The organism is Corallococcus silvisoli (assembly GCF_009909145.1).
Taxonomy (GTDB): Bacteria; Myxococcota; Myxococcia; order Myxococcales; family Myxococcaceae; genus Corallococcus; species Corallococcus silvisoli.
The window spans coordinates 83,074-107,067 of record NZ_JAAAPJ010000027.1 but is presented as its reverse complement, the minus strand read 5'-3'; the positions used below and the strand labels follow the sequence as shown (position 1 = coordinate 107,067).

General features: G+C 70.3%; 19 protein-coding genes. 2 read left to right on the top strand and 17 right to left on the bottom strand.

The window, feature by feature from the left end:
• The 3 genes from agmC to GTY96_RS35300 form a co-directional block, all read right to left on the bottom strand.
• Window positions 1-3,189 (bottom strand): adventurous gliding motility protein AgmC (gene agmC, locus GTY96_RS35310; RefSeq protein WP_268904001.1); only part of this gene is annotated, 3,189 nt, incomplete at its 3' end.
• Window positions 3,190-3,531: 342 nt separating this feature from the next.
• Entirely contained in the window at window positions 3,532-4,767 is a 1,236-nt protein-coding gene (ftsA, locus tag GTY96_RS35305; protein ID WP_014398878.1) for a cell division protein FtsA, read from the bottom strand.
• Between the two features lie 41 nt (window positions 4,768-4,808).
• Complete coding sequence (locus GTY96_RS35300; protein ID WP_143899837.1) at window positions 4,809-5,666, bottom strand: cell division protein FtsQ/DivIB; 858 nt, start codon at window positions 5,664-5,666, stop codon at window positions 4,809-4,811.
• Between the two features lie 802 nt (window positions 5,667-6,468).
• Between GTY96_RS35300 and GTY96_RS35295 the strand changes: the two genes are divergently transcribed.
• Window positions 6,469-7,431, top strand: a complete 963-nt coding sequence (locus tag GTY96_RS35295) for a hypothetical protein (protein WP_201756681.1) — start codon at window positions 6,469-6,471, stop codon at window positions 7,429-7,431.
• 132 nt (window positions 7,432-7,563) lie between these two features.
• On the opposite strand, the gene GTY96_RS35290 is transcribed toward GTY96_RS35295, so the two are convergent.
• The 14 genes from GTY96_RS35290 to mraZ are packed head-to-tail and all read right to left on the bottom strand — an operon-like array spanning window position 7,564 to window position 23,021.
• Entirely contained in the window at window positions 7,564-8,520 is a 957-nt protein-coding gene (locus GTY96_RS35290; RefSeq protein ID WP_143899839.1) for a D-alanine--D-alanine ligase, read from the bottom strand.
• Window positions 8,517-9,449, bottom strand: a complete 933-nt coding sequence (murB, locus tag GTY96_RS35285; protein WP_143899841.1) for a UDP-N-acetylmuramate dehydrogenase — start codon at window positions 9,447-9,449, stop codon at window positions 8,517-8,519. Before murB ends, GTY96_RS35290 begins: the two co-directional genes overlap by 4 nt.
• A gap of 3 nt (window positions 9,450-9,452) precedes the next feature.
• A complete protein-coding gene (murC, locus tag GTY96_RS35280; RefSeq protein ID WP_143899843.1) occupies window positions 9,453-10,874 on the bottom strand; it encodes a UDP-N-acetylmuramate--L-alanine ligase in 1,422 nt (473 codons plus the stop codon).
• Complete coding sequence (murG, locus tag GTY96_RS35275; protein ID WP_161667023.1) at window positions 10,871-12,022, bottom strand: undecaprenyldiphospho-muramoylpentapeptide beta-N-acetylglucosaminyltransferase; 1,152 nt, start codon at window positions 12,020-12,022, stop codon at window positions 10,871-10,873. The genes murC and murG overlap by 4 nt, the downstream gene beginning before the upstream one ends.
• Window positions 12,019-13,182, bottom strand: coding sequence for a putative lipid II flippase FtsW (gene ftsW, locus GTY96_RS35270; RefSeq protein ID WP_161667022.1), 1,164 nt, complete (start codon window positions 13,180-13,182; stop codon window positions 12,019-12,021). The genes murG and ftsW overlap by 4 nt, the downstream gene beginning before the upstream one ends.
• A 5-nt stretch (window positions 13,183-13,187) precedes the next feature.
• Window positions 13,188-14,558: a UDP-N-acetylmuramoyl-L-alanine--D-glutamate ligase gene (gene murD, locus GTY96_RS35265; protein WP_143899850.1), complete on the bottom strand. Its 1,371-nt coding sequence runs from the start codon at window positions 14,556-14,558 to the stop codon at window positions 13,188-13,190.
• A 25-nt stretch (window positions 14,559-14,583) separates the two neighbouring features.
• Window positions 14,584-15,762 carry a phospho-N-acetylmuramoyl-pentapeptide-transferase gene (gene mraY / locus GTY96_RS35260; protein WP_143899852.1) on the bottom strand — a complete coding sequence of 393 codons (1,179 nt, stop codon included), beginning with the start codon at window positions 15,760-15,762 and terminating at the stop codon, window positions 14,584-14,586.
• Window positions 15,762-17,162 carry a UDP-N-acetylmuramoyl-tripeptide--D-alanyl-D-alanine ligase gene (locus tag GTY96_RS35255; RefSeq protein WP_143899854.1) on the bottom strand — a complete coding sequence of 467 codons (1,401 nt, stop codon included), beginning with the start codon at window positions 17,160-17,162 and terminating at the stop codon, window positions 15,762-15,764. Before GTY96_RS35255 ends, mraY begins: the two co-directional genes overlap by 1 nt.
• A 49-nt stretch (window positions 17,163-17,211) precedes the next feature.
• Window positions 17,212-18,750 (bottom strand): UDP-N-acetylmuramoyl-L-alanyl-D-glutamate--2,6-diaminopimelate ligase, encoded by a 1,539-nt coding sequence (locus tag GTY96_RS35250; RefSeq protein ID WP_143899855.1) that lies wholly within the window; start codon window positions 18,748-18,750, stop codon window positions 17,212-17,214.
• Window positions 18,751-18,801: 51 nt separating this feature from the next.
• Window positions 18,802-20,823, bottom strand: coding sequence for a penicillin-binding protein (locus GTY96_RS35245; protein ID WP_143899856.1), 2,022 nt, complete (start codon window positions 20,821-20,823; stop codon window positions 18,802-18,804).
• Window positions 20,820-21,212, bottom strand: coding sequence for a cell division protein FtsL (ftsL, locus tag GTY96_RS35240; RefSeq protein ID WP_143899857.1), 393 nt, complete (start codon window positions 21,210-21,212; stop codon window positions 20,820-20,822). The genes GTY96_RS35245 and ftsL overlap by 4 nt, the downstream gene beginning before the upstream one ends.
• On the bottom strand, window positions 21,209-22,177 hold the full coding sequence (gene rsmH, locus GTY96_RS35235) for a 16S rRNA (cytosine(1402)-N(4))-methyltransferase RsmH (protein ID WP_201756680.1): 969 nt from the start codon (window positions 22,175-22,177) through the stop codon (window positions 21,209-21,211). The genes ftsL and rsmH overlap by 4 nt, the downstream gene beginning before the upstream one ends.
• Entirely contained in the window at window positions 22,134-22,517 is a 384-nt protein-coding gene (locus GTY96_RS35230; RefSeq protein ID WP_161667021.1) for an STAS domain-containing protein, read from the bottom strand. The genes rsmH and GTY96_RS35230 overlap by 44 nt, the downstream gene beginning before the upstream one ends.
• Before the next feature lie 51 nt (window positions 22,518-22,568).
• Window positions 22,569-23,021, bottom strand: coding sequence for a division/cell wall cluster transcriptional repressor MraZ (gene mraZ / locus GTY96_RS35225; protein WP_143899860.1), 453 nt, complete (start codon window positions 23,019-23,021; stop codon window positions 22,569-22,571).
• A 236-nt stretch (window positions 23,022-23,257) separates the two neighbouring features.
• On the opposite strand from mraZ, the gene GTY96_RS35220 reads away from it, so the two are divergent.
• The gene (locus tag GTY96_RS35220) at window positions 23,258-23,968 is read left to right on the top strand and encodes a PilZ domain-containing protein (RefSeq protein WP_161667020.1); all 711 of its coding nucleotides are present in this window, start codon (window positions 23,258-23,260) and stop codon (window positions 23,966-23,968) included.
• Window positions 23,969-23,994: the final 26 nt, after the last annotated feature.

The following is a 23,994-nucleotide window of genomic DNA, read 5'->3' as shown; positions in this document are numbered from 1 at the left end:
GCTCCAGTTACCGCCCGTCACCGTGATGGGGCCGTAGTTCGTCCCCTGGAACGTCACCGTCACGCTCGTCGCGTTCGTCGCCGTGCCCGTCACCGTCACGTTCGGGTTCGTCACCGTGGCGCCGTTGGCCGGCGTGCTGATGGCCACCGTCGGGCCCGCCACCGTGAAGGTGGTCGAGGCCTGCGTGCTCGTGGTCGTGCCGTTCGAGGACGTCGCCGTCACGGTGTACGTGCCGTTGGCCAATGGGCCGGGCAGCGCCTGGCTCCAGTTACCGCCCGTCACCGTGATGGGGCCGTAGTTCGTCCCCTGGAACGTCACCGTCACGCTCGTCGCGTTCGCCGCCGTGCCCGTCACCGTCACGTTCGGGTTCGTCACCGTCGCGCCGTTGGCCGGCGTGGTGATGGCCACCGTCGGCCCGGCCACCGTGAAGGTGGAGGAGGCCTGCGTGCTCGTGGTCGTGCCGTTCGTGGACGTCGCCGTCACGGTGTACGTGCCGTTGGCCAATGGGCCGGGCAGCGCCTGGCTCCAGTTGCCGCCCGTCACCGTGATGGGGCCGTAGTTCGTCCCCTGGAACGTCACCGTCACCGTAGTCGCGTTCGCCGCCGTGCCCGTCACCGTCACGTTCGGGTTCGTCACCGTCGAGCCGTTGGCCGGAGCGCTGATGGCCACCGTCGGGCCCGCCACCGTGAAGGTGGACGAGGCCTGCGTGCTCGTGGTCGTGCCGTTCGTGGACGTCGCCGTCACCGTGTACGTGCCATTGGCCAGCGGGCCCGGGAGCACCTGGCTCCAGTTGCCGCCCGTCACCGTGATGGGGCCGTAGTTGGTGCCCTGGAACGTCACCGTCACGCTCGTCGCGTTCGTCGCCGTGCCCGTCACCGTCACGTTCGGGTTCGTCACCGTCGCGCCGTTGGCCGGCGTGGTGATGGCCACCGTCGGCGTCGCGACAGCCACCGTGAAGGTGGTCGTCGCCGTGTTGCCCGTGTTGCCCGCGGCGTTCCGGGACACCGCCGTCACCGTGTAGTTGCCGTTGGCCAGCGGGCCGGGCAGCGCCTGGCTCCAGTTGCCAGAGGCATCCACCGTGATGGGACCGTAGTTCGTCCCCTGGAAGGTCACCGTCACGCTCGTCGCGTTCGCCGTCGTGCCCGTCACCGTCACGTTCGGGTTCGTCACCGTCGAGCCATTGGCCGGCGTCGTGATGGCCACCGTCGGCCCGGCCACCGTGAAGGTGGAGGTCGCCGCGGCGCTGGTGTCACCCGCGGCGTTCCGAGACACTGCGGACAACGTGTAGGTGCCATTGGGCAGCGGGCTGGGGGCCAGGACCTGGCTCCAGGCGCCGCCCGTCACCGTGATGGGACCGTAGGTGGTGGTGCCATTGACGGTGAGCGTCACGGAGGTCGCGTTCGCGGCCGTGCCCGTCACCGTCACGTTGTTGGGGTTGGTCACCGTGGAGGCGTTGGCCGGAGCGGTGATTGCCACCGTCGGCGCCGCCACGATCGTGAAGGTGTTCGTGTTGCTCTTGGTGCTCGCCTGGCCGTTGGTCTCCGCGTACGCGTACACGGAGTGGGCCGCGACGGTGAGCTGCGCGGTGGGCGTGAAGGTCCAGTTGCCCGAGGCATCGGACGTCGTCCGGCCAATCTCCACGTTGTCCACGATAACGACGATGGTCGTGTTCGCCGGGCCCGTACCGGTGAAGGCGGGCGTCCGGTTGGACGTGGTCGAGCCGTTGGCCGGCGTGACGACGACCGGCGCCGCGGGCGTGGTCAGCGCGGACGTGAGCGTGTTGACGACGCCGACGTTGCCAGCCGCCGCACCGTACGTCGCACCGTCATAGATTGAACTCCCGAGCGCCTGCGTCCCCGGAAGGCCCCCGGAGGTCGCCGTGGCGGGCGTGGTCGTGCAGTTGAGGGTCGCGCCCTGGAGGAAGATGTTGCCGCCGCCGCCGGCGCCGCCCGTGCCGTGCTCTTCAGCGCTGCTGCTGCCGCCGTTGCCACCCTTCGCGGAGACGTTGCCGGTGGTGCAGCTCAGCCCGCCATTGAACCGCAGCGACAGCGTGCCACCCGCACCACCGCCACCCGCCGCGTCGTTCTGGGAGCCCACACCCGCTGAACCGTCCGCGCTGATGCGACCCGCACCCGCCAGCGAACCGCCACGGATGAACACGATGCCGCCCGCGTTGCCGCCGCCGCCGCCCACGCCGTCGTTGCCGTGCCCCGAACCGCCGCCACCGCCAAAGAGCACGCGCGTCGTCGGGAGGAAGTTCATCTTCGCGCCACCGAGGCCACCCACCGGGCGCGCCGGGGCGGTGTCACCCGTCCACGTCCGGCCTCCGATGCCACCCTGTCCGCCGTTGCCACCACCGCCGCCGCCGGAGTTGTGGCAGATGCCGCCGCCGCCCGCGTTGAGGATGTTGCCGCGGCCCGCCGTGCCCGCAGGCACCGGGAAGGTCGGCGAGAGCTTGAAGCGGCCCGGCACGACTCCCTCGCCCTTGATGGCGCCGCCCGGCCACGCCTGGTCGAGTTGCGTGCAGTTGTCACCGTCCCCGTTGAAGTACCCACCACCGCGGAAGCCCGCGCCATTGGCGGAGATGGTTCCGTTGTTGGTGACCGCGCCCTGCGCCAGGAACACCACGAGGCCACCCAGGTTGTCCGTCTCGTCGGCATCGTTGGACCAACCCTTCGCCGTGATGCTGCCGCCCGCATCGACCGTCACCGTCGTGTACTCAGGAACCCGGATGGCCTGCGCCGAGGTGCGACTGGCCAACGTGCCACCCGTGAATGCCACCGTGAGGGGCGAACCGAAGGTGAGCCGGGTGGCCGTCAGCGCCGTCACGCGCGCGAACTGCCAGCGGCCCACCGGGTCCGACGAGAAGTCGAACGGCCCCTGGTTGCCGGAGGTCACCGTCCCTGTGTAGCCAGTGGACTGGAACACCATCACCAGGTCACCGACGGCGAAGCCCGTCGTGTCACCCACCGTCACGAACGACGAGCCCGCGGCCGCGTTCGCGGTCAGCCGCGCGTACGTGTTGATGGTGACCGCGTTGCCCGCGGCGACCGTCAGCGCGCCGTTGTGGCCATTTCCCAGGCCGAAGGTGTCGGGTTCCGCGGACGCGGGGGGCGCCATCAGCACGGCGCACAGCAAGGCCAGGAGGCCCGCGGCGGAGCGGCGAACTCCCGGCAGGCGCGTCAGCAACCGCGTAGTTTTTTGTGGAGTCATAAGGTCAGAGGCCCACCGGGAACGGCGGGATGCGTTCTGGGGGCCACAGCCCCCTAGCAAGCCGGGCGCCATCCTCTGTCGGATTTCCATTCCCACCAAATTCAGGCACTTGCGCCGCTCGCTCGCCGTGCCTACGGCCGACGTCCGGAAGGTGGATCCAAATTCCAGAAACTGGACCATTCCGGCGTCCCCCGCTGACGCGTCATCGTCCCTACCTGACGCGTCAGGTCCGCCCCCGGACACGGACACCGGCCCCAGAAACGCGAAAGGGCCCCCCGAAGGGAGCCCCGACTCAGCGCGTCACCGCACCGGATCCGCCTAGAAGATCTCTTCCAGCCACTCGCGCATCCGGCCCTTCACCTTCTTGTAGACGTTGCCGTCCTCGCGGATGCGGAACATGCGCCGGTCCATGTGCTTGGCGCCGTAGACCACCAGGCCCACGCCCGTGGCGTACATGGGGCTCTTCACCACGTCCACCAGGCCGCCAATGCCGCGCGGCATGCCCCGGCGCACCGGCAGACCCAGCACCTCTTCCGCCAGCTCCGGCATGCCCGCCAGCAGCGTCGAGCCGCCGGTGATGACGATGCCCGAGGCGAGCAGATCCTCGTAGCCGCACTTCTGGATTTCACGGTGCACGAGCTGGAAGATCTCCTCCACGCGCGGCTCCAGGATCTCCGAGAGGATCTGCCGGCCCAGGACGCGCGGCTGACGGCCGCCCACGCTGGGCACCTCGATCGTCTCGTCCTTGTTGATCATCGACGCGAGCGCGCAGCCGTACTTCTGCTTGATGCGCTCGGCTTCGTGCGCGGGGGTGCGCAGGCCGATGGCGATGTCGCTCGTCAGGTTGTTGCCGCCCAGGGCAATCACCGCCGTGTGGACGATGGAGCCGCCGGAGAAGATGGCGATGTCCGTGGTGCCGCCGCCGATGTCGACGAGGCACACGCCCAGCTCCTTCTCGTCCTCGCTCAGCACCGCTTCGGCCGAAGCCAGCGGCTGGAGCACGATGTCGGAGACGTTCAGGCCCGTGCGGTTGGCGCACTTGACGATGTTCTGCGCGCTGGAGACGGCGCCCGTGACGATGTGCACCTTGGCCTCCAGGCGCACGCCGGCCATGCCCAGGGGCTCCTTGATGCCGCCCTGGTCGTCGATGATGAACTCCTGGGGCAGGACGTGGATGACCTCCCGGTCCAGGGGGATGGCCACCGCCTTCGCCGCGTCGATGACGCGCGCGATGTCCGCGTCGCGGACCTCCTTGTCCTTCACCGCGACGATGCCCTGGGAGTTGAAGCCCTTGATGTGGCCACCGGCGATCCCCGTGTAGACGTGGGAGATCTCCGCCCCGGCCATCAATTCGGCTTCCTCCACGGCGCGCCGGATGGACGACACCGTGGCCTCGATGTTGACCACGACGCCCTTGCGCAATCCCTTCGACGGATGCGTGCCGATACCGATGATGTCGATACCGCTATCGGTCAGCTCGCCGACGATGGCGCAGATCTTCGTCGTGCCGATGTCGAGGCCGACGATGATCTCCCCCGACTTCTGCTTCGCCATGACTCCTCCCAGGCTCCCTCACTTTCGTGAAGGAAGCATCCTCACTGCGTCGAGTCCCCGCTCCTCTCGGAGTCGGACCCACTCGAAAGCCTCACCGCCACCCAACCCGGTCGGGCACGGTTATCCAGGCGAATGATCGCGGCTGCAAGCCCTCTCGTGCTGAGCTCGCGACGAACGCGCGCCAGCCGCTGGAGCTTGACTTCCGTATCGCCCGCGCCAAGGCGCACCTCCTGCCCCGTCGCCGTCACCAGCGCAAGTCCGCTGTTCTCCAGGCGAACCTCGGACAGCCGCTCGGATCGCCCGGGCGACAGCCGCGCATAAGCTCGGGTTACATCCAGTGCCTCGCGAAACTTCGCGCGCACCGAGTCCGCGTCCGCCACGTACGCGTCGCGCTCCACGCCGGTGACGAGCGGCAGGTCCAGCCCGTCCCCCGGGGTGACGCGCTTGAAGGGCTCGCCCTCCTCGTCCAGCACGTACAGGTCGCCCAGCACCGCCAGCGCCGCGGGTGCGTGCTCCGACACCTCCACGGACACTCCGCGCGGAAACCGCCGCGTCACCTCCACCTTGCGCACCCAGGGGTGCTGCCCCATGGACCGCGCCAGCGCCGCCGGGTCCAGCGTCCACAGGTTCTGCCCCGCCGTCAGCCCCGACAGCTTCAAGAGCTCCGGGCGCGAGGCCCGCTCCAACCCGGAGAAGGACACCGACTCCAGCGCGAAGCGAGGCGACACCACTGCCCAGGCCCGCAGCTCGCTGCCGCCCCAGATGAGCCCCGCCGTCGCCACCGCCAACCCCAACGCCTTCACCACCATCGCCCCGTGCGAACGGACGGCGCCCTTCACCGCGTCGTTGCGCGGTGCGGCGTCCAGGCGGCGGCGGTTCTTGGTTTTTCCAAAGGCCATGAGTCGGGAGGCGCATGCTGCGTGCGGACTTCGAACCACGCCAGTTTTTGGCTACAGGCACGTCGCTGTAGCGAACCCGGCCCGCTCATCGGGTGCGGGGCTTCTCGCTTCGCAGAGGGCTCGTGAAGGGTGCGGCGGACACTCGTACTCGCCCCCCTTGAACTTCCAGGGGACCGCCCTCGCGGTGCTGACGAGGGCGCTCTCGACGCTCACACCCGCGGGCCCGACCAGGCCCCGTTCTTCGCTGCCACTCGGGCTCTTCACGCGCGTCATCTCGGGTCTGGAGAGAGGCTGGGGTATTTACCACCCCCGGATTGGATGTTGGGCCATCTCTTCCTGAATGGGCAGGGTTCTCTGACTTGTGCCCTCAAGAGTTGCTGCTTTTCCACGCCTCCATGGGCGACGAACGCCTACGGCCTGAGTCACCGTCGGCTGGAGATTCCGCACGCCCCTGCGAGGCCTTGGAGTGGATGCCGTAGAAAGACGGCGGTCACGCCAGTTCTTGCGGATTAAACGCGCGTGACCGCTTCCGCGGGCCGCTTCGCGAGGAGGCCTGGGCTTCCATGGAAGTGGGAACGTCTGAATGAGGATGCGGGTATTTCACGCAGGAGGCCCACCGCATGCGGGCGGTGCGAGGCGTGCGTTTGGACTCCCGCGACCGGACATGCACCGCGCGGGAGCGCTTCGGCAGGTGGCCGGACGGCACGGTGTGACGGGCGTCGCCAGAGGAACGAGCCTCGTTCATGACGCAGGGTGTCGGTTCGGCTCGCATCCGCGCAACGAACCCGTGACAATCCGCGGCATGAACCTGCAACGCTCGATTCTCTCCCTACTGGTTATCTCTCTCACCACTGTTTCCGCATTCTCCGGCTGTGGCTCCGACACCGACGATCCGACACCGGACGCGGGCCTGGACGCAGGCACCAAGGCGGATGCAGGCACCCATCTGGACGCGGGCACCGAGCCCGACTCTGGCACCGGGTCCGACGGAGGGACCGAGAACGACGCAGGCACCGAGCCCGACGCGGGCACCACGCCCGACTCCGGCACCGGGTCCGACGCGGGAACCACGCCCGACTCTGGCACCGAATCCGACGCGGGCACTGAGTCCGACGCGGGCACTGCGTCCGACGCGGGCACCACGCCCGACGCTGGTACCGAGTCCGACGCTGGTACCGAATCCGACGCGGGCACCACGCCCGACGCTGGTACCGAGTCCGACGCTGGTACCACGCCCGACGCGGGCACCGGGACCGAACCGTTCACCGTCTGCGAGGGTACCTGCAAGGAGACGGCGGCCACGATCCGACTGGATGGCACGTCGCGAACCTTGACCAACGCCTACTTCGGTTATGACGAGCCCGCGAAGCCCGGGGACCCGTGGGAGCTGTGGATCGAGCTCAACAACGGCGCGCCGGGTGAGTGCCCGTCCGAGGTCTCGGACCTCCCGCCTCAGCTCGTCAACGTCTACTCGGTGAAGGTGCCGGTGGACGCGACGCCGCAGACAGGCTCCGCGGCGGGCGAGCCGACCGCGACGCTGGTCGACTTCGAGGGCGTGCTCACCACGGCGTACTTCCTCCACAGCACGAGCCTCACCTTCACGCCGGTGGCGGCCTCGCTCTGCCCCACCTGCGCCAAGGCGGGCGCCCCTCCCGCCTCGCACTTCGTGGCCTTCGACGTGAACGGCACCTACGAGAACGGCGCCCTCACCGGTCACGGGTACGCCACCTACTGCCCCTCGCTCGACACCTTCCGGAGCCCGTGACCCTGGGCCCGGCTCGCTTGACGGTGAGCCGGGCCTCCCCGGGCAGGTGAAGGGGCCTGGGCCTCCCGACCATCCCGTCGCCGCGCCATCCGCGCGTCACCGCGAGTGCGCGAAGCGCCGGTGCGGCGAGGCTCAGGCCTTGAGCGAAGCGCCCTGCAACAGCCGCTCGCAGAGGGCCGGGAAGTCGATGCCCCGCCCCGCCGCGATCTTCGGCAACAGGCTGGAAGCCGTCATGCCGGGCAGCGTGTTGATCTCCAGCAGGAACACGTCGCCCGCGTCCGTGACGATGACGTCCGAGCGCGACCCGCCCGCGCACCCCAGGGCCTGGTGCGCGGCGAGGGAGACGGCGTTGACGCGCGCGTACAGGTCCGGCGGCAGCGGCGCGGGGAAGAGGTACTGGGTGCCGCTGCCCGCCTTGTACTTCGCTTCGTAGTCGTAGAACTCGCGAGCGGCCTTGACCTCGATGACGCCCAGGGCCTCGTTGTCCAGCACGCCGCCCTGGACCTCGCGGCCCTTGATGAACTGCTCCACCAGGAGCGTGCCCGCGTACCGCGCCGCGTCCTCGACCGCGGCGGTGTAGTCCCCGCGCGTCTTGCAGATGTGCACGCCCACGCTGCTGCCCTCGCGGCTGGGCTTCACCACCACCGGGAAGGGGAACGGCAGCCGGTCCGCCTCCGCGAGCGCGGCCTCCGCCGTGGCGAAGGCGCGGTAGGGCGGCGTGGGGATGCCGCGCGCGACGAAGATCTCCTTCGCGTACACCTTGTCCATGCCCACCGCGGAGGCCATCACGCCGCTGCCGGTGTAGGGGATGAACATGGCCTCCAGCAGGCCCTGGATGCAGCCGTCCTCACCGAAGCGGCCGTGCAGCGCGAGCCACGCCACGTCCACCTTCTCCGCGATGAGGCGCGCGGGCAGGTCCTTGCCCACGTCGATGTCCACCACGTCGTAGCCCAGGCCCCGGAGCGCGCCCGCCACCGCGGCGCCGGTGCGCAGGGAGACCTCGCGCTCGCTGGAGAGGCCGCCGTACAGCACGCCCACGCGCTTGGCCTTCAACTCGGCCGGGGTGAAGCCTCGGGGACCGATGCTCATGGAAGGAAGACTCCGATGCTCTTGACTTCGGGGTGCATGGCGACGCCCGTGGCCTCCAGCACCCGCGTCTGCATCAGGGTGATGAGGCCCTTCACGTCGCGGGCGGCGGCGCCGCCCAGGTTGACGATCCAATTGGCGTGCAGGGTGGACACCTGCGCGCGTCCCAGCGTGTGCCCCTTCAGGCCGACGAGTTCAATCAGCCGCCCGGCGTGGTCGCCCGGCGGGTTGGTGAACACGCTGCCGAAGTTGGGCTGGCTCAAGGGCTGCGTGCGCTTGCGGTAGCCCAGGTCCGCGTCCATGGTCGCCTTGCTGGCCACGACATCGCCCTTGGGCAGGTGGAAGCGCACGCGGGTGACGATCCCTCCGGGGGGCAGCGTGGCATGGCGGTAGGCGTACGGGACCTGCGCCTTCGTCAACCACCCCACGCCGTCCGCGGTGGCGACCTCGAGGGCCTCCACCACGCGGAAGCACTCGCCGTTCTTGGTGCCCGCGTTCATGGTGACGGCGCCGCCCAGGGTGCCGGGGATGCCCGCGAGGAACTCCGCGCCCACCAGGCCCTGGGCCCGCATCACGTTCACCAGGCGGGCGATGGCCGCGCCGGTGCCCAGCGTCACCCGCCCGTCGTCCGCGCCCACGTCCAGCGCCTCCGGAAACAAGTCCGAGGGCAGCTTCACGGTGAGCCCCGGCACGCCGCCGTCGCCCACCAGCGTGTTGGCGCCGCCGCCCAGCACCGTCACGGGCACGCCCTCGTCGCGGGCGAAGCGCAGCAGGTCCACCAGCGCGTCCGGCGAGCGCGGACGCACCAGGGCCTCCGCCGGACCTCCCACGCGCACGCTGATGAGTGGCGCCAGGGGCTCCCCCGGCTTGACGTCCAGGCCCGGCATGCGCGCCACGCGCGCCGCGAGCAGAGTGACAGCGCCCGCCTCCATCCCCTACCCGCCCTTCGCCGCGCCCATCAGGTTCAAGAGGTCCGGGCCCACCTGGGTGATGTCGCCCGCGCCCAGCGTCAGCACCAGGTCGCCCTCGCGCACGCGCTCCTGGAGCGCCTTCGCCACGTCCGCGCGCTTCTCGATGAACGTCACGTCGCGGTGGCCGTGCGCACGGATGGCCTCCGCCAGCGCGTCGCCGGTGGCGCCGGGGATGGGCTCCTCGCCCGCCGCGTAGACGCTGGTGACGAAGAGCACGTCCGCGTCGTTGAACGCGGTGGCGAACTCCTTCATCAGGTCGTGCGTGCGCGTGTAACGGTGCGGCTGGAAGGCGGCCACCACGCGGCGGCCGAAGGCGCGGCGCGCGCCCGACAGCGTGGCCATCACCTCCGTGGGGTGGTGCCCGTAGTCATCCACCACGGTGATGCCGCCCACCTCGCCGCGCACGGTGAAGCGGCGCTGCACGCCGCCGAACTCCGCCAGCGCGGAGCGCACCGTCTCCAGCGGGATGTCCATCTCCTCCGCGATGGCCACCACCGCCAGCGCGTTGAAGGCGTTGTGCGCGCCCACCATCCGGACGCGGAACTCGCCCAGGTCCTCCTCGCGGCGGAAGGCGCGGAAGGTGGTGGTGAAGCCATCCAGCGAGATGCCCTCCAGCCGGTAGTCCGCCATGTGCGAGCTGCCGTAGGTGACGAAGCGCTTCTCGATGCGCGGCAGCAGCGCCTGGACGTTGGGGTTGTCCAGGCACAGCACGTTGAGGCCGTAGAAGGGGACGCGGTTGCAGAACTCCACGAAGGCGGACTGGAGCGTCTCCAGGTCGCCATAGTGGTCCATGTGCTCCGGGTCGATGTTGGTCACGACCGCGATGGACGGGTGCAGCTTGAGGAAGCTGCCGTCGGACTCGTCCGCCTCCACCACCATCAGCTCGCTCTTGCCCAGCTTGGCGTTGGAGTCGAGCACGTTCACCTTGCCGCCCACCACCGCCGTGGGGTCCAGGCCCGCCGCCGACAGCACCGTGGCCACCATGGACGTGGTCGTCGTCTTGCCGTGGCTGCCCGCGACGGCGACCGCGTACTTCAGGCGCATCAACTCCGCGAGCATCTCCGCGCGCGGGATGACCGGAATCTTGCGCTGGCGCGCCGTCACCACCTCCGGGTTGTCCTTGCGCACCGCGGAGGAGATGACCACCACGTCCGCGTGCACCAGGTTGGACGCGCGGTGGCCTTCGTAGAGCGTGGCGCCCAGCTTCGCGAGCCTGCGGGTGATGTCGCTCTCGCGCAGGTCGGAGCCGGACACGCGGTAGCCCAGGTTGAGCAGCACCTCCGCGATGCCGCTCATGCCGATGCCGCCCACGCCCACGAAGTGCACGTGCGCCGCGTGGCGCGTCTTGAAGAGGCTGCCGGGCTTGTGGGTGAGGGACTTGTTCATGCCTTGCTCCCGGGTGCCTTCTTCACGTCCTTCGGTCCGCGGTCGCGACCGCCCGGGCCCCAGGCCTGGGTGGTCAGGTCCACGCACACGTCCGCCAGCTCCTTCGCCGCGGCGGGGCGGCCCAGGATGCCCGCCTTCTTCGCCATCTGCTTGAGCTTCGCCGGGTCCGTCATCAGCCCGCGCAGCGTCTCCGCCAGCTTCTGCCCGGTGAGCTCCGACTCGCGGAACATCACCGCCGCGCCCGCGTCCACCAGCGCGCGGGCATTCACTTCCTGGTGGTTGTCCGTCGCGTGCGGGAAGGGCACCAGGATGCTGGGCTTCTTGCACACCGTCAGCTCCGCCAACGACGTGGCGCCCGCGCGGCAGATGACCAGGTCCGCCTTCGCGTACGCGGAGGACATGTCGTCGATGAACTCCACCACCGTGGCCACGTCCGCGAAGCCCTTGTCCGCGTAGCCCTTCCGCACCGTCTCCAGGTCCAGCTTCCCCGTCTGGTGGACGATGGAGATCTGCTCCTTCACATCCCCCAGCGCGTCCAGCGCGTCCAGCACGCGGGTGTTGACGCCGCGCGCGCCCAGGCTGCCGCCAAAGACGAGGACGGAGAACTTCTCGTGCGCGGCGCTGCTGCGCAGGTAGTTGTCCATCAGCTTCTTGCGGATGGGGTTGCCAATCATCTGCACCTTGGCCTCCGGGAAGTGATTGCGCGCTTCCTCGAAGGAGGTGAAGACGACCTTCACGATGCGGCCCAGGATCTTGTTGGTGAGGCCGGGCAGCGCGTTCTGCTCCTGGATGGCGGTGGGGATGCCCATCAGCCACGCGGCCAGCACCACCGGCCCGCTCGCATAGCCGCCCACGCCCACCACCACGTCCGGCTTCTGGCGCGACAGGATGCGGAACGACGCCAGGAACGCCAGCGGCAGCGCGATGAGGCCCTTGATGAGCCCGACCACGCCCTTGCCCTTGAGCCCCTGCACCTTCACGAACTCCAGCGGGTAGCCCTCCTTGGGCACCACGCGGGCCTCCAGCCCCCGCTCCGTGCCCACGAAGACGACCTCGTTGTTCGGGTGGCGCGTGACGACCTCTTCGGCCAGCGCGATGCCCGGAAACAAGTGGCCGCCCGTGCCGCCGCCCGCGATGAGGACCTTCACGCCGCCACCTCGCGCAGGTCGGAGGAGCCCGCGCGCACCGGCCGCGACGCGCCCTGGGTGTTCGCGCTCAACGAGAGCAACACCCCCGCGGACCCCATCAGCACCACCAGCGACGTGCCGCCGTACGACACGAACGGCAGCGTCAGGCCCTTCGTGGGCAGCAGGCCCATGGCCACGCACATGTTCACCGTGGCCTGGAACGCGATGATGGAGCTGATGCCCAGGCCCAGGTACGTGCCGAACGTCTCCCCCGCCGCGAGGCTGGCGCGGATGCCGCGCCAGAGCACGATGCCGTACAGCGCGACGAGCAGGCCCACGCCGATGAGGCCCAGCTCCTCCCCCAGGATGGAGAAGATGAAGTCCGTGTGCGCCTCCGGGAGGAAGAACAGCTTCTGCCGGCCGTCCCCCAGCCCCAGGCCGGTGATGCCGCCCGAGCCGATGGACATGAGCGACTCCGCCACCTGGTAGCCCACGTCGTGCCGGTGGGCCCACGGGTCCAGGAACGCCAGGATGCGCTTCATGCGGTAGGGGCTGGTCGCGATGGCGACGAACGCCAGCGGCAGCGCGAGCAGCACGGAGCCCACCAGGTACGAGAGCTTCGTCCCCGCCGCGAACAGCAGCACGAAGAGCATGAACACCAGCAGCACGCTGCTGCCGAAGTCCGGCTGGAGCATGCACAGCAGCACCAGGATGCCGCACAGGGCCAGGTGCGGCAGGAACCCGATGGAGAACGTGGCCACCTTCTCCCGCTTCTTCGCGAGCGAATAGGACAGGTAGACGAGCCACGCGAACTTGGCGATCTCCGCGGGCTGGAGGCTGAAGCCCGGCAGGCGGATCCACCGCCGCGCGCCGCCCGCCGTGGTGCCGATGCCCGGGATGGCCACCGCGACCAGCAGCACGATGGCGACGAGCAGGAGCGGGTACGCCAGCCGCGCCAGCTTCCGCCACCCCAGCTTCATCGCCACCGCCATGGCCACCAGGCCCAGGCCCGCGGCGGACAGCTGGCGCTTGAGGAAATAGAGGCTGTCCCCCAGCTTGTCCTGCGCCAGCACCGCGCTGGCCGAGTACGTCATCACGAGGCCCAGCGACACCAGCGCCAGCACCGCGCACAGCAGGATGGGGTCGAACCGCACGGGGGCGGCCGGAGCAGAGGTCTTCATCACGGTCAGAGCGCCCCGACGAGGCGCTTGAACGTGTCGCCCCGGTCCTCGAAGTTCTTGAACTGGTCGTACGACGCGCACGCCGGGGACAGCAGCACCGTGTCCCCCGCCTCCGCCAGCTGGCGCGCCTTCGCCACCGCCGCGTCCAGCGCGCCGCACGCGTGCACCGGCGCGTCGTTCGCGTACGCCCGCGCCAGCGTGTCCGCGTCCTGGCCAATGGTGAGCACGCCCTTCACCTTCCCCCGCCCCGCCTCCACCATGGGCGCGTACGGCGCGCCCTTGCCCTTGCCGCCCGCGATGAGCCACACGCCGCCCGCGAACGCCTTGAGCGCCACCAGCACGGAGTCCACGTTGGTGGCCTTGGAGTCGTTCACCCACTCCACGCCGTCCAGCACGCGCACGCTCTCCAGCCGGTGCGCCAGGCCCGGGTAGCTGTCCAGCCCCGCCTGCACCGCGTCCTTCGACACGCCGCCCAGCCGCGCCAGCAGCGCCGCCGCCATCGCGTTCTGCGCGTTGTGCGCGCCCCGGAGCGCGCGGTTGGTGAGCGTGTAGTCCTCGCCGGCGAACTCCAGCTGGAAGCCGCCGGGCCGGGACACCGCGAGCCCCGCCAGCCGGGGCATGCCCACCACCGGGTGGCCGGTGAGGCTGAAGCCGTACACGGGCACGCGCGCGGAAGCGGCCAGCTCCATCACCGCCGCGTCGTCCGCGTTCACCACGGCGAAGTCGCTGGCGCCGCCCTGGTTCATGAAGATGCGCGCCTTGGCCGCGCCGTACTCGGCGGGGTTGGCGTAGCGGTCCAGGTGGTCCGGCGTGAGGTTGAGGATGGCCGCGCCGGTGGGCTTGAGCGTGTGGATGCCCTCCAGCTGGAAGCTGGACAGCTCCACCACCAGCGCGTCCCAGTCCCCGGGCACCATCGCGGCCTCCGCCAGCGGGCGGCCCAGGTTGCCGCCCACGAAGGTGCGCAGGCCGCCCTTCGCGTACAGCTCGCCGGTGAGCGCCGTGGTGGTGCTCTTGCCGTTGGTGCCGGTGATGCCCAGCAGGCGCGTGCCCTCCAGCATGCGCGCCGCGAGTTCAATCTCCCCCCAGATGGGGACCCCCGACGTGCGCGCGCTCTCCAGCTCCGGCAGCGACAGCGGCACGCCCGGGCTCACCACCACCAGGTCCTGGCGGGTGAGCAGCCCCGGGGGCGTGGCGCCCGTCACCAGCGTCACGCCCTTCGCGTGCAGCTCCTTCGCCACGTCGCCGAGCGCGTCCTCGGAGCGCGCGTCCAGCGCCGTCACCTTCGCCCCGTGCTGGACGAGCAGGCGCAGCGCCGCGACGCCACTCTTGGCCAGCCCGAACACCGCGACCTTCCGACCGGACAGCGACGTGCTCATGGGTGGGCCGACCTCTTCGAAGCGACTAGCGCAGTTTCAGCGACAGCAGGGCCACGCCACCACAGAGGATGGCGACAATCCAGAAACGCACGATGATCTTCGGCTCGGCCAAGCCCTTGAGCTCGAAGTGGTGGTGCACGGGCGCCATCTTGAACACGCGCTTGCCCGTCATCTTGTACGAGGCCACCTGGATCATCACGCTCAGCGCTTCGGCGAAGAAGATGCCGTGGATGATGGCAGAGACGACCTCGTTCTTCGAGAACACGGCCAGCCCGCCCAGCGCGCCGCCCAGGGCCAGCGAGCCGATGTCGCCCATGAACACGGACGCCGGGTAGGTGTTGAACCAGAGAAAGGAGATGCCCGCGCCCACGATGCTGGCGCAGAAGACGGCCAGCTCCGCGCCGCCCGGCACCTGGAGGATGCCCAGGTAGCGGTACAGCGGCGTGGCTGTGAGCCGGGTGACGCCGTTCACCGTCTCCGTGTCCGCGATGTGCAGCGTGGTGCCCGCCACGTAGCAGAGCACGCAGAACGTCACCGCCGAGACGATGGTGGGCACGATGGCCAGACCGTCCAGGCCGTCCGTGAGGTTCACCGCGTTGGACGTCCCCACGATGACCACCCACGCGAACACCACGTAGAACCAGCCCAGGTCCGGGTTGAACCAATGGGACGGCACGAACGGCAGCGTGAGCCGCGTGTCGATGAGCAGCTTGGGCCCGAAGGAGCCGTCCGGCAGGGTCCACGTGCACATCAGGCCGAAGACGGCGATGAGGAAGAAGGCCGTCTGCAGCAGCATCTTCTTGCGCCCGGCCAGGCCCTTGGAGTTGCGCTTGGACAGCTTGAGCCAGTCGTCCAGGAAGCCGATGAAGCCGTAGCCGAAGGTGAGGAGGATCATCACCCAGACGCCGCGGCTCTTCAGGTCCGCGAACAGGAGCGTGCCCGCCGCGATGCAGATGAGGATGAGCGCGCCGCCCATGGTGGGCGTGCCCTTCTTCTTCTGGTGCGAGTCCGGGGTGTCCTCGCGCACGTTGCTCTGCCCGTGCTGCTTCAGGCGCAGCCGCGCGATGAGGCGCGGGCCAATGACCATCCCCAGGAGCAGGGCGAAGACGCCCGCGGCGATGATGCGGAAGGTCGGGTAGCGCAGGAAGTTGAGGACGCGCCCGGCCTCGGTGTTCTGGATGAGCTCGTACAGAAGGTACAGCACTAGTGACTCCCTCCGGGGGGGGCCGCGCCCGTGAGGGCGGCCACCACGCGCTCCAGCCGCATGCCGCGACTGGCCTTCACCAACACCACGTCACCGGGGTGGAGCCGGGGCGTCAACCACGCCACCAGGGGCTCCACTTCGGTGAAGTGGGCGGCGGAATCTCCCATGGCCGCGCTCCCGTGGCCGCCCGAGGACCGGGGACCGAAGAACGCGACCAGCGACGCGTGCGTCCGGACGAGCTCACCCAACCGGGCATGCTCCTCCGCCTCACCCGCGCCCAACTCCAACATGTCGCCCAGCACCGCCACCGCCCGGCCGCCCTCGGGCACCAGCGTGCCCAGCGTGACCAGCGCCGCCTCCATGGAAGCGGGGTTGGCGTTGTAGCAGTCGTCCACCACCGTGACGCCGTTGCGGCCGTCCAGGATGTTGAGCCTGCGCGCGTACGGCCGCGCGGACTCCAGGCCCTTCACGCACTCCTCGGGGGAGTAGCCCAGGGCCAGCGCCGTCGCGAACGCCGCCGTCGCGTTCTGCGCGTTGTGCGGCCCCACGAAGTGCAGGCGCACCGGCCAGTCCTTCTGGGCGTAGCGCACCGTGGCCACCATCCCGTCGCGCCCCAGCGTGTGCACCGCGGTGAGGCGCACGTCGGCGCCCTCCGCGCGGCCGAACGTGAGGTGCTTCGCGCCGCTGCGCGCGGCCTGATGCACGATGTGCGCGTCGTCGATGTTCACCACCGCGGTGGCCTGCGGGAGCATCTCGCGGAACAGCTCGCCCTCCGCCTCCGCCACGCCTTCCAGGCTGCCCAGGCCCTCCAGGTGCTCCGGCTGGACGACGGTGATGACCCCCGCGTCCGGCTGCACCTTGCGGGTGAGCCTCTCGATTTCGCCGGGCTGGTTCATCCCCACTTCGATGACGGCCGCCACGTGGGACGGCTCCAGCCGGAAGAGCGTGAGCGGGACGCCCACCTCGTTGTTGAAGTTACCCTCCGTCTTCAGCGCGGGGCCCCGCGTGGCCAGGATGGCGCCCACCATCTCCTTGGTGGTCGTCTTCCCGTTGGAGCCCCCCACCGCCGCCACCGGGATGTGGAAGCGGCGGCGGTGCAGCGCGCCCAGCCCGCCCAGCGCGGCCAGGGTGTCGTCGACCTCGAAGAGCGGGTAGCCCTGGGGAAGGGCGGGCAGCGCCCGGCCCCGCTTCACCACCGCCCCGGCGGCCCCCTGTCGCATGGCGCCGTCCACGAAGTCGTGGGCGTCGAAGCGCTCGCCCTGGAGCGCCACGAAGAGGCACCCCGGGGTGAGCGACCGCGTGTCGGTGCAGACGTCGGGAAACCCCGCGGGGACGGCGTCCCCGCGACGGGTCGCACCGGTCGCCTGCACCACCTCGTCATCGGAGAATCGAGCGGCCATGAAGGGGGGAGCCGGAGGGAAGGGGGCCCGGGAGGCCCCCTTCTGGTTTTCAGCCCGGGATGCGGTTGGCCAGCGCCTTCGCGGCGACCTCGCGGTCGTCGAAGGCGAGCTTCTCCGTGCCCACCGTCTGGTAGGTCTCGTGGCCCTTGCCGGCGATGAGGACGACGTCGTCGTCCTTGGCCAGGTTGATGACCTGCTCGATGGCGGCGCGGCGGTCCGCGTCCACGAGGTAGCCCTTCTCCCCGCTCTTCGCCTTGCCCGCGGAGATGCGGCGCAGGCCGCCCTTCTCCAGGCCCGGCGTCACCTGGGAGATGATCTCCTCCGGGTCCTCCGTGCGCGGGTTGTCGCTGGTCACCATCACCAGGTCGGCGCCCTCCGCGGCCACGGTGCCCATCAGGGGGCGCTTGCCCTTGTCGCGGTCGCCGCCGCAGCCGAAGACGACGATGACGCGGCCCTTGGCCAGCGTGCGCGCCGCTTCGATGGAGCGCTTGAGCGCGTCATCCGTGTGCGCGTAGTCCACCAGCACCGCCGGCGCGGGACCGCCCCGGTGGTTCTCCGCGCGGTCCATGCGGCCCGCGACCTGGGAGACCAGCTCGATGCCGCTCTTCACGTCGGAGCGGGAGATGCCCGCGCCCAGCGCGATGCCGGCCGCGAGCATGATGTTCTCCAGGTTGTGGGGCCCCAGCAGCTTGCTCTTCACCTTGATGTCGCCCGCGGGCGTCTTCAGGGTGGCCTCGATGCCCTTGAGCGAATACGTGGCGTCCGCGGCGGAGATCTCACCGGCGCCCAGGCGGCTGAACTTCCACGCCATGCGCTTCTGGCCGCGCAGCTCGTTGTAGACGCGGCTGGCGAAGGTGTCGTCGCCGTTGACCACCGCGGTGCCTGTGGCGGAGAGGTTCTCCACGAAGAGCTTGCGCTTCACCTGGAAGTACTCCTCCAGGTCCTTGTGGTAGTCCAGGTGGTCGCGCGACAGGTTGCTGAAGCCCACCGCCTTGAAGGTGAGCCCGTGCACGCGCTCCTGCGCGAGCGCGTGGCTGGACACCTCCATCACCACCGTCTCCACGCCCGCGTCCACCATCTCGCGGAAGATGCGGTGCAGCTCCAGCGGGTCCGGCGTGGTGTTGGCCAGCTCCGTCGTCTTGCCGCCGAACTTGTAGCCCAGCGTGCCGATGACGCCCGGCGGGTTGGCGCCGGTGTACATGGCGGCCGTCGCGAGGATGGCCTCCAGGAGGTACGTCGTCGTCGTCTTCCCATTGGTGCCCGTGACGCCCAGGAGCGTCAGCTTGTCGGCGGGGCGGCCATGGAAGTTCGCCGCGATGAGGGCCAGCGCCTTGCGAGCGCTGCTCACCTTGAAGAACGGAACCTGCGAGGACTGCCCCTGCTTCTCCGACACCACGGCCACGGCACCGCGCGACACGGCTTCGCCAATGAACTGGGCCCCATCTTCCTTCAGGCCCGGAACGGCGATGAAGAGATCCCCCGGCTTCACGCGCCGCGAATCCTGCGTCACTCCCGTGACGTCGACCGCGGAACGGCCGCCCGAGGTCTGCTCGGCTCCACACCCTGCGAGGACATCCGTCAGCTTCATCTCTTCCCCTTCACACGCATTGCTGATGCGGGGCCTGGAAAGGACACGGCCTCATTGCCGCGTCGCCAGTTCCAGCGTCACCCGAGCCCCCTTCTCCACCAGCGCACCGGCGGGGGGGGTCTGAGACACCACTCGTCCACTGCCTTGCAGCTGTGGCTCCAACGCCGCGGCAAGCAACTTCACCACGGCTTCGCGTCCTGCCTGACCCTGGACATCCGGCACACGCACCGTGCCGTCTTCCGAGGTCTCGGTCACCGCTACCTCCAGACCGGCCCGAACAGGGACGGCCTTCGCCAGCGCCTTCGATGCCGGAGGGGGCACCACGGGCACGGCGGCCGCGGCCACCTCGGCGGGTGCCACCGTCCGGGACGGGGGCACGGCCAGGTGGGCCATGGCGGCGGTAGCGATTTCCTTGAAGGCAGGGGCAGCCACGTTCCCCCCGTATACGTCCGTCGTCGGTTCGTCCAGTACCACGAGAATCACGGCGCGCGGGGCCTCGGCCGGCACCATGCCCGCGAACGACGCGATGCGTTTGTCGGAATACCCCCGCGCGACGGGGTCCGCCTTCTGCGCGGTGCCCGTCTTGCCCGCCACCCGGTAGTCGTCCATGGCCGCCTTGGTCGCGGTCCCTCCCTTGACCACCACGCTCTCGAGCATGCCCACGACCTGGCGCGCCACCCTCTGGGAGACGACCCGCCGCAGCTCCGTGGGCTGGTTCTCCAGCAGCACCACGCCGTCCGGGTCCACGACCTTGGACACGAGGTACGGGCGCATCAGGACGCCGTCGTTGGCCAGCGCCCCGTAGGCCGCCGCCAGCTGCACGGCGGTGGAGGTCATGCCCTGGCCGAAGGACTGGGTGGCCAGGGAGATGTCCGATTTTGGAAACGGGATGACGCCCCGGCTCTCCCCGGTGAGCGCCAGGCCGGTGCGCTCGGCGAAGCCGAAGGCGTGGTAGGCCGCGACCATCTTCTCACGGCCCAGGGTGTCCGCCACCTTGGCGGCGCCGATGTTGGAGGACACCTGGAGGATGCCCTGCGCGTTGAGCCACCCGTGGCGGTGGGTGTCGTGGATGGTGTGGCGGCCAATGCGCAAGGAGCCATTCTCGCAGAAGATGAGCGTGTCCGCGGTGATGGCCTTCTCCTCCAGCGCGGCGGCCACCACGAAGGCCTTCATCGTGGAGCCGGGCTCGAAGGCGTCCAGCGCGGCGCGGTTGCGGATGGCGTTCTTCACGCCGTCCTCTGGCGTGTTGGGGTTGAAGCGCGGGTTGTTGGCCAGCGCCAGCAGCTCACCGGTGCGCGGATCCAACACCACCGCCATGCCCGCGAGCGCCTTGGCGTCGTCCACCGCCTTGGCCAGCGCCTTCTCCGCCACGTACTGGAGGTGGCGATCCATCGTGAGCGTCACGGCGGCGCCCTGGCGCTCCAGGGGATCCATGGCGCCCTGGACCATCAGCTTGCGGCCCTTGGCGTCGCGGAAGCCGGAGGTGCGCGAGTTCTGTCCGGACAGCTCGTCCTCGAAGGCCAGCTCCAGGCCCTCCAGGCCGTGGCCGTCGGTGCCCACCATGCCCACGATGTGCGCGCCCAGCTCGCGCTGGGGATAGAAGCGCTTGGGCTCCTTGGTGAAGCCCAGGCCCGGCAGGCCCAGCGCCTTCACGGCGTCCACTTCCTGAGGCTTCGCTTGGCGCTTCACCCACGCGAAGCGCTTGGCGCGGCCCAGGCGGGCGGCCACGTCGCTGGGGTCCAGGTGCACGGCCTTCGCCAGCTGCCGCGCGGCCTGGGGCACGTCGGGGAGCAGGGACGGGTCCACCCAGATGGAGTCCACCTCCACGCTCTGGGCGAGCGGCGTGCCGCGCCGGTCGAAGATGTCCCCGCGCCGGGCCGGGATGTCGATCTGCCGGACGTACTGGTCCTGCGCCAGGCCGCGCAGCTTCTCCTGCTGGAAGACCTGGAGGGACACGGCGCGGCCGAAGGCCGTGCCCAGGAGCACGAGGAACAGCCCGAACAGGAGCTGGACCCGCAGCTTGAGCCCCTTGGCGTTGGATTCGGGCGGCCGCGAGCTCTTGAAGTCCCTCACCGCTGGGTCCCCCGCTCCGCCACGCGGACGGCCGGGGCCGAGGCGCGGGCCTGCGCGGAGCGCGAATCCTTCACGCGCTCGTCGCCCAGGGACACCACCGCGCCGCCCTTGGGCATGGCCATGCCCAGCTGCTCGCGCGCCACGCGCTCCATGCGGCCCGGGGCCTTGAGCGTGGCCAGCTCCAGCTTCAGCCGGTCGTTCTCCCGGGTCAGCGAGCGGCTCTCGCCCTCCGCGTTGGACAGGCGGTAGCCCATGTCCACCACCAGCACGCGGCTCGTGACGTGGAGGATGCCCACGCCGACGAACAGGGTGAAGAGCATCACCGCGGGCAACAGGTGCAGCAGCACGCCGGCCACGGACACGGAGGGACGCGAGAGGGCCTTGCTCATCGGATTTTCTCCACCGCGCGCAGGTGCGCGCTGCGAGAGCGGGGGTTGGCCTCGACTTCCGCCTCGGAAGCCGCGACGGCCTTCTTGGACACGAGGGCGAAGTCGCCCTGGCTGTTGCAGACGCACACCGGGAAGCCCGGCGGACAGGTGCAGCCGCCCACCAGGGCGCGGAAGGCTTCCTTCACCTTCCGGTCCTCCAGTGAGTGGAAGGAGATGACGGCGGCGCGGCCCCCCACCTTGAGGAGCGACGGCAGCGCGGCGAGCAGCGCGTCCAGCGCCTCCAGCTCCCCGTTCACCGCCATGCGCAGCGCCTGGAAGGTGCGGGTGGCCACGTGGATGCGGTCCGGCCACGCCTTGCGCGGCACGGCGCGCTTCACCACCTCCGCGGCCTCCAGCGTGCGCTGGGGCAGCGCCTTCTTCAGCTCCCGGGCGATGGGCCGCGCGAAGGGCTCTTCCCCGTAGTCGCGCAGCAGCTGCGCCAGGTCGCGCTCGTCGGTGCTGGCGATGAGCTCCGCGGCCGTCTGCCCGCTGTCGCCCATGCGCATGTCCAGCGGGCCGTCCTTCATGAAGGAGAAGCCGCGCTCGGCGACGTCCAGCTGGGGCGAGGACACGCCCAGGTCCACGAGCACGCCGTCCACGGGCAGCAGGTCATGCGCCACGCGGGGCAGGTCCGCGAAGTTGCCCTGCCGCGCCTGGAAGCGCGCGTTCGCGCCCATGCGGGCGGTGGCCGCCGCGAGCGCCACCGGATCGCGGTCCACGCCCACCACCGTGGCGCCCCGGGCGAGGAGCGCTTCGGTGTGGCCACCGCCGCCGAGGGTGCCGTCGAGAATCACCCTGCCCTCCGCCGGGAGCAGCAACTCCACCGTCTCGTGGAGCAGGACGGTCTGGTGCTGGAAGTCCACGGCAGGCCCCGGTGGTGGTTCAGACGAAGGGAGCGCGCGCGAGCTGGAAGGCCGCCCGGGCATCGTTCAGGTGCGGATACAGCTCGAAGGTGTCGTGGGCGCCGGCCGCGCGGAAGATGGCGGCCAGGTACGGCGACAGCCCGGACAGCTTCACGTCTCCTCCCGCGCGGCGGAACGCCTCCGTGCGGGCCATCAGCGGGCGCACGCCGCGGTAGTTCAGGTGCGACACGTCCGCGAAGTCCAGCACCACCTGGCGCGTGCCCCGGTGCAGCCGGTGCATCAGGTCCTCGCACAGCCGCACCAGGTCCGCCTCCTCCAGTTCGCCCTCCAGCATCAGCGTCTCCACGCGCTCGGACGCCGCCACCATCACCCTGTTCCGACGAACCTCCTGCACCTGGTCCATGCGCCTGCCACCCTTCTCTTGACGAACTTCCGGCTGCTGTCGACTTCCCGGCTACGGCTGGCGCAGTTCGCCCAGCACGCGCAACACGTCCTGGGAGGTGGCTTCCTGGCGCGCGTCCTCTTGCGCCTTCGCCCAACCGTCCAGGCTCCACAACTCAATGACCTTGACCATCCCCGCCCACACCACGTCCTTCTCCAGCTTCGCGTACGCCCTGAGGGACGGCGGGATGAGCAACCGGCCCAGCTTGTCCAGCGGGCACTCCTGCGCGCTGGCCACGTACAGCCGCATCAACGTCTTGACCCCCGGCTCCATGGGGTTGCGCCGGGCGAGCGCGGTCTCCAACGCCTCCCACTCCCGCACCGGATAGGCGTGGAGGCAGGGGTCCAGGGCCGTGGTGACGATGAGCCGCTCGTCGTAGGCGCCCACCAGCGTTTCCCGCAGCTTGGCCGGGAGGCTGGTGCGCCCCTTCGCGTCGATCTGGTGCTCATAGACGCCTCGGAACACGCGGGACGATCCACCTTTTCAGCCCAGCACGGGACGGACCACCACTCCTTCCCACTTCTTACCCCTCTGCGGCCGGCATACATACGCGCCCCCCCCAGGGGGGTCAAGAAAGCGCAACAGGATGGAACACCGCCCGCCCGCCGCCGGACATCCGCTGGGGCAGGTGCCGCACGGCCTACCCCTGGAGGTGGGGCAAACTTGAATTTTTCCTCCCCCAGGCCGAGAGTGACGGGCGCGTGAACACGAACGTTCGACTGAAGGTGGCCTACAAGACGCCGCAGTCGTTGGTCGGCGAGTACACCCGGAGCGTGGGCCAGGGCGGCGTCACCCTGGAGACGCGAAGGGCCCTGCCCCTGGGCACCCGGTTCACCTTCGAGCTGCACGCGGGCGGCATGCCCCGCCCGGTGGAGGTGCTGGGCGAGGTGGTCAAGGTGGAGCCCCGCTCCGGCGAGCGCTTCCTGCTCACGGTGCGCTACGACGGCTCCGAGGATCGCAGCCCCCTGGACGCGGTGCTCCAGCACATCTTCGCCCAGGAGGAGCAGAACGGCCTGCGCCGCTTCCCGCGCATGCCGCTGCACCTGCGCGCGCAGGAGAGCGACCCCAAGGCGCCGTCCTTCTTCGTGCGCGACATCTCCCGGGGCGGCGTGGGCCTGGAGGTGGAGGCCCCTGCCCTGCCCAGGGAGGTCCAGGTGGGGGCGCCCTTCCTCATGGAGATGGAGATGAAGGAGGGGCCGCTGCTGCTGCACGGCGAGGTGGCGTGGACGTCGTCGGTGCCGCGCAAGGGCGTGGCGCAGGCGGTGACGCCGGGCTTCGGCGCGACGTTCGGACGGCTGCGGCCGGACATGCTCCAGCGGCTGGAGGCGCTGATGGCGCTGGAGCACCTGCCGCCCGCGCCCTGGCGGGCCCGGGTCAGCTTCGGGCTGGACGCCGTGTCGCGGATGCCCTGAACCCCCAGGGCACCCGCCCCCCTCGG

Bases quoted from the DNA above. Each gene is read 5' to 3' on its own strand.
- murD (WP_143899850.1), bottom strand. From the start codon at position 14,558: ATGAGCACGTCGCTGTCCGGTCGGAAGGTCGCGGTGTTCGGGCTGGCC.
- GTY96_RS35295 (WP_201756681.1), top strand. From the start codon at position 6,469: ATGAACCTGCAACGCTCGATTCTCTCCCTACTGGTTATCTCTCTCACC.
- GTY96_RS35255 (WP_143899854.1), bottom strand. From the start codon at position 17,162: ATGGCCGCTCGATTCTCCGATGACGAGGTGGTGCAGGCGACCGGTGCG.
- ftsW (WP_161667022.1), bottom strand. From the start codon at position 13,182: ATGAAGACCTCTGCTCCGGCCGCCCCCGTGCGGTTCGACCCCATCCTG.
- GTY96_RS35250 (WP_143899855.1), bottom strand. From the start codon at position 18,750: ATGAAGCTGACGGATGTCCTCGCAGGGTGTGGAGCCGAGCAGACCTCG.
- GTY96_RS35230 (WP_161667021.1), bottom strand. From the start codon at position 22,517: ATGGACCAGGTGCAGGAGGTTCGTCGGAACAGGGTGATGGTGGCGGCG.
- murC (WP_143899843.1), bottom strand. From the start codon at position 10,874: ATGAACAAGTCCCTCACCCACAAGCCCGGCAGCCTCTTCAAGACGCGC.
- ftsA (WP_014398878.1), bottom strand. From the start codon at position 4,767: ATGGCGAAGCAGAAGTCGGGGGAGATCATCGTCGGCCTCGACATCGGC.
- GTY96_RS35300 (WP_143899837.1), bottom strand. From the start codon at position 5,666: ATGGCCTTTGGAAAAACCAAGAACCGCCGCCGCCTGGACGCCGCACCG.
- murB (WP_143899841.1), bottom strand. From the start codon at position 9,449: ATGGAGGCGGGCGCTGTCACTCTGCTCGCGGCGCGCGTGGCGCGCATG.
- ftsL (WP_143899857.1), bottom strand. From the start codon at position 21,212: ATGAGCAAGGCCCTCTCGCGTCCCTCCGTGTCCGTGGCCGGCGTGCTG.
- rsmH (WP_201756680.1), bottom strand. From the start codon at position 22,177: ATGCCCGGGCGGCCTTCCAGCTCGCGCGCGCTCCCTTCGTCTGAACCA.
- GTY96_RS35290 (WP_143899839.1), bottom strand. From the start codon at position 8,520: ATGAGCATCGGTCCCCGAGGCTTCACCCCGGCCGAGTTGAAGGCCAAG.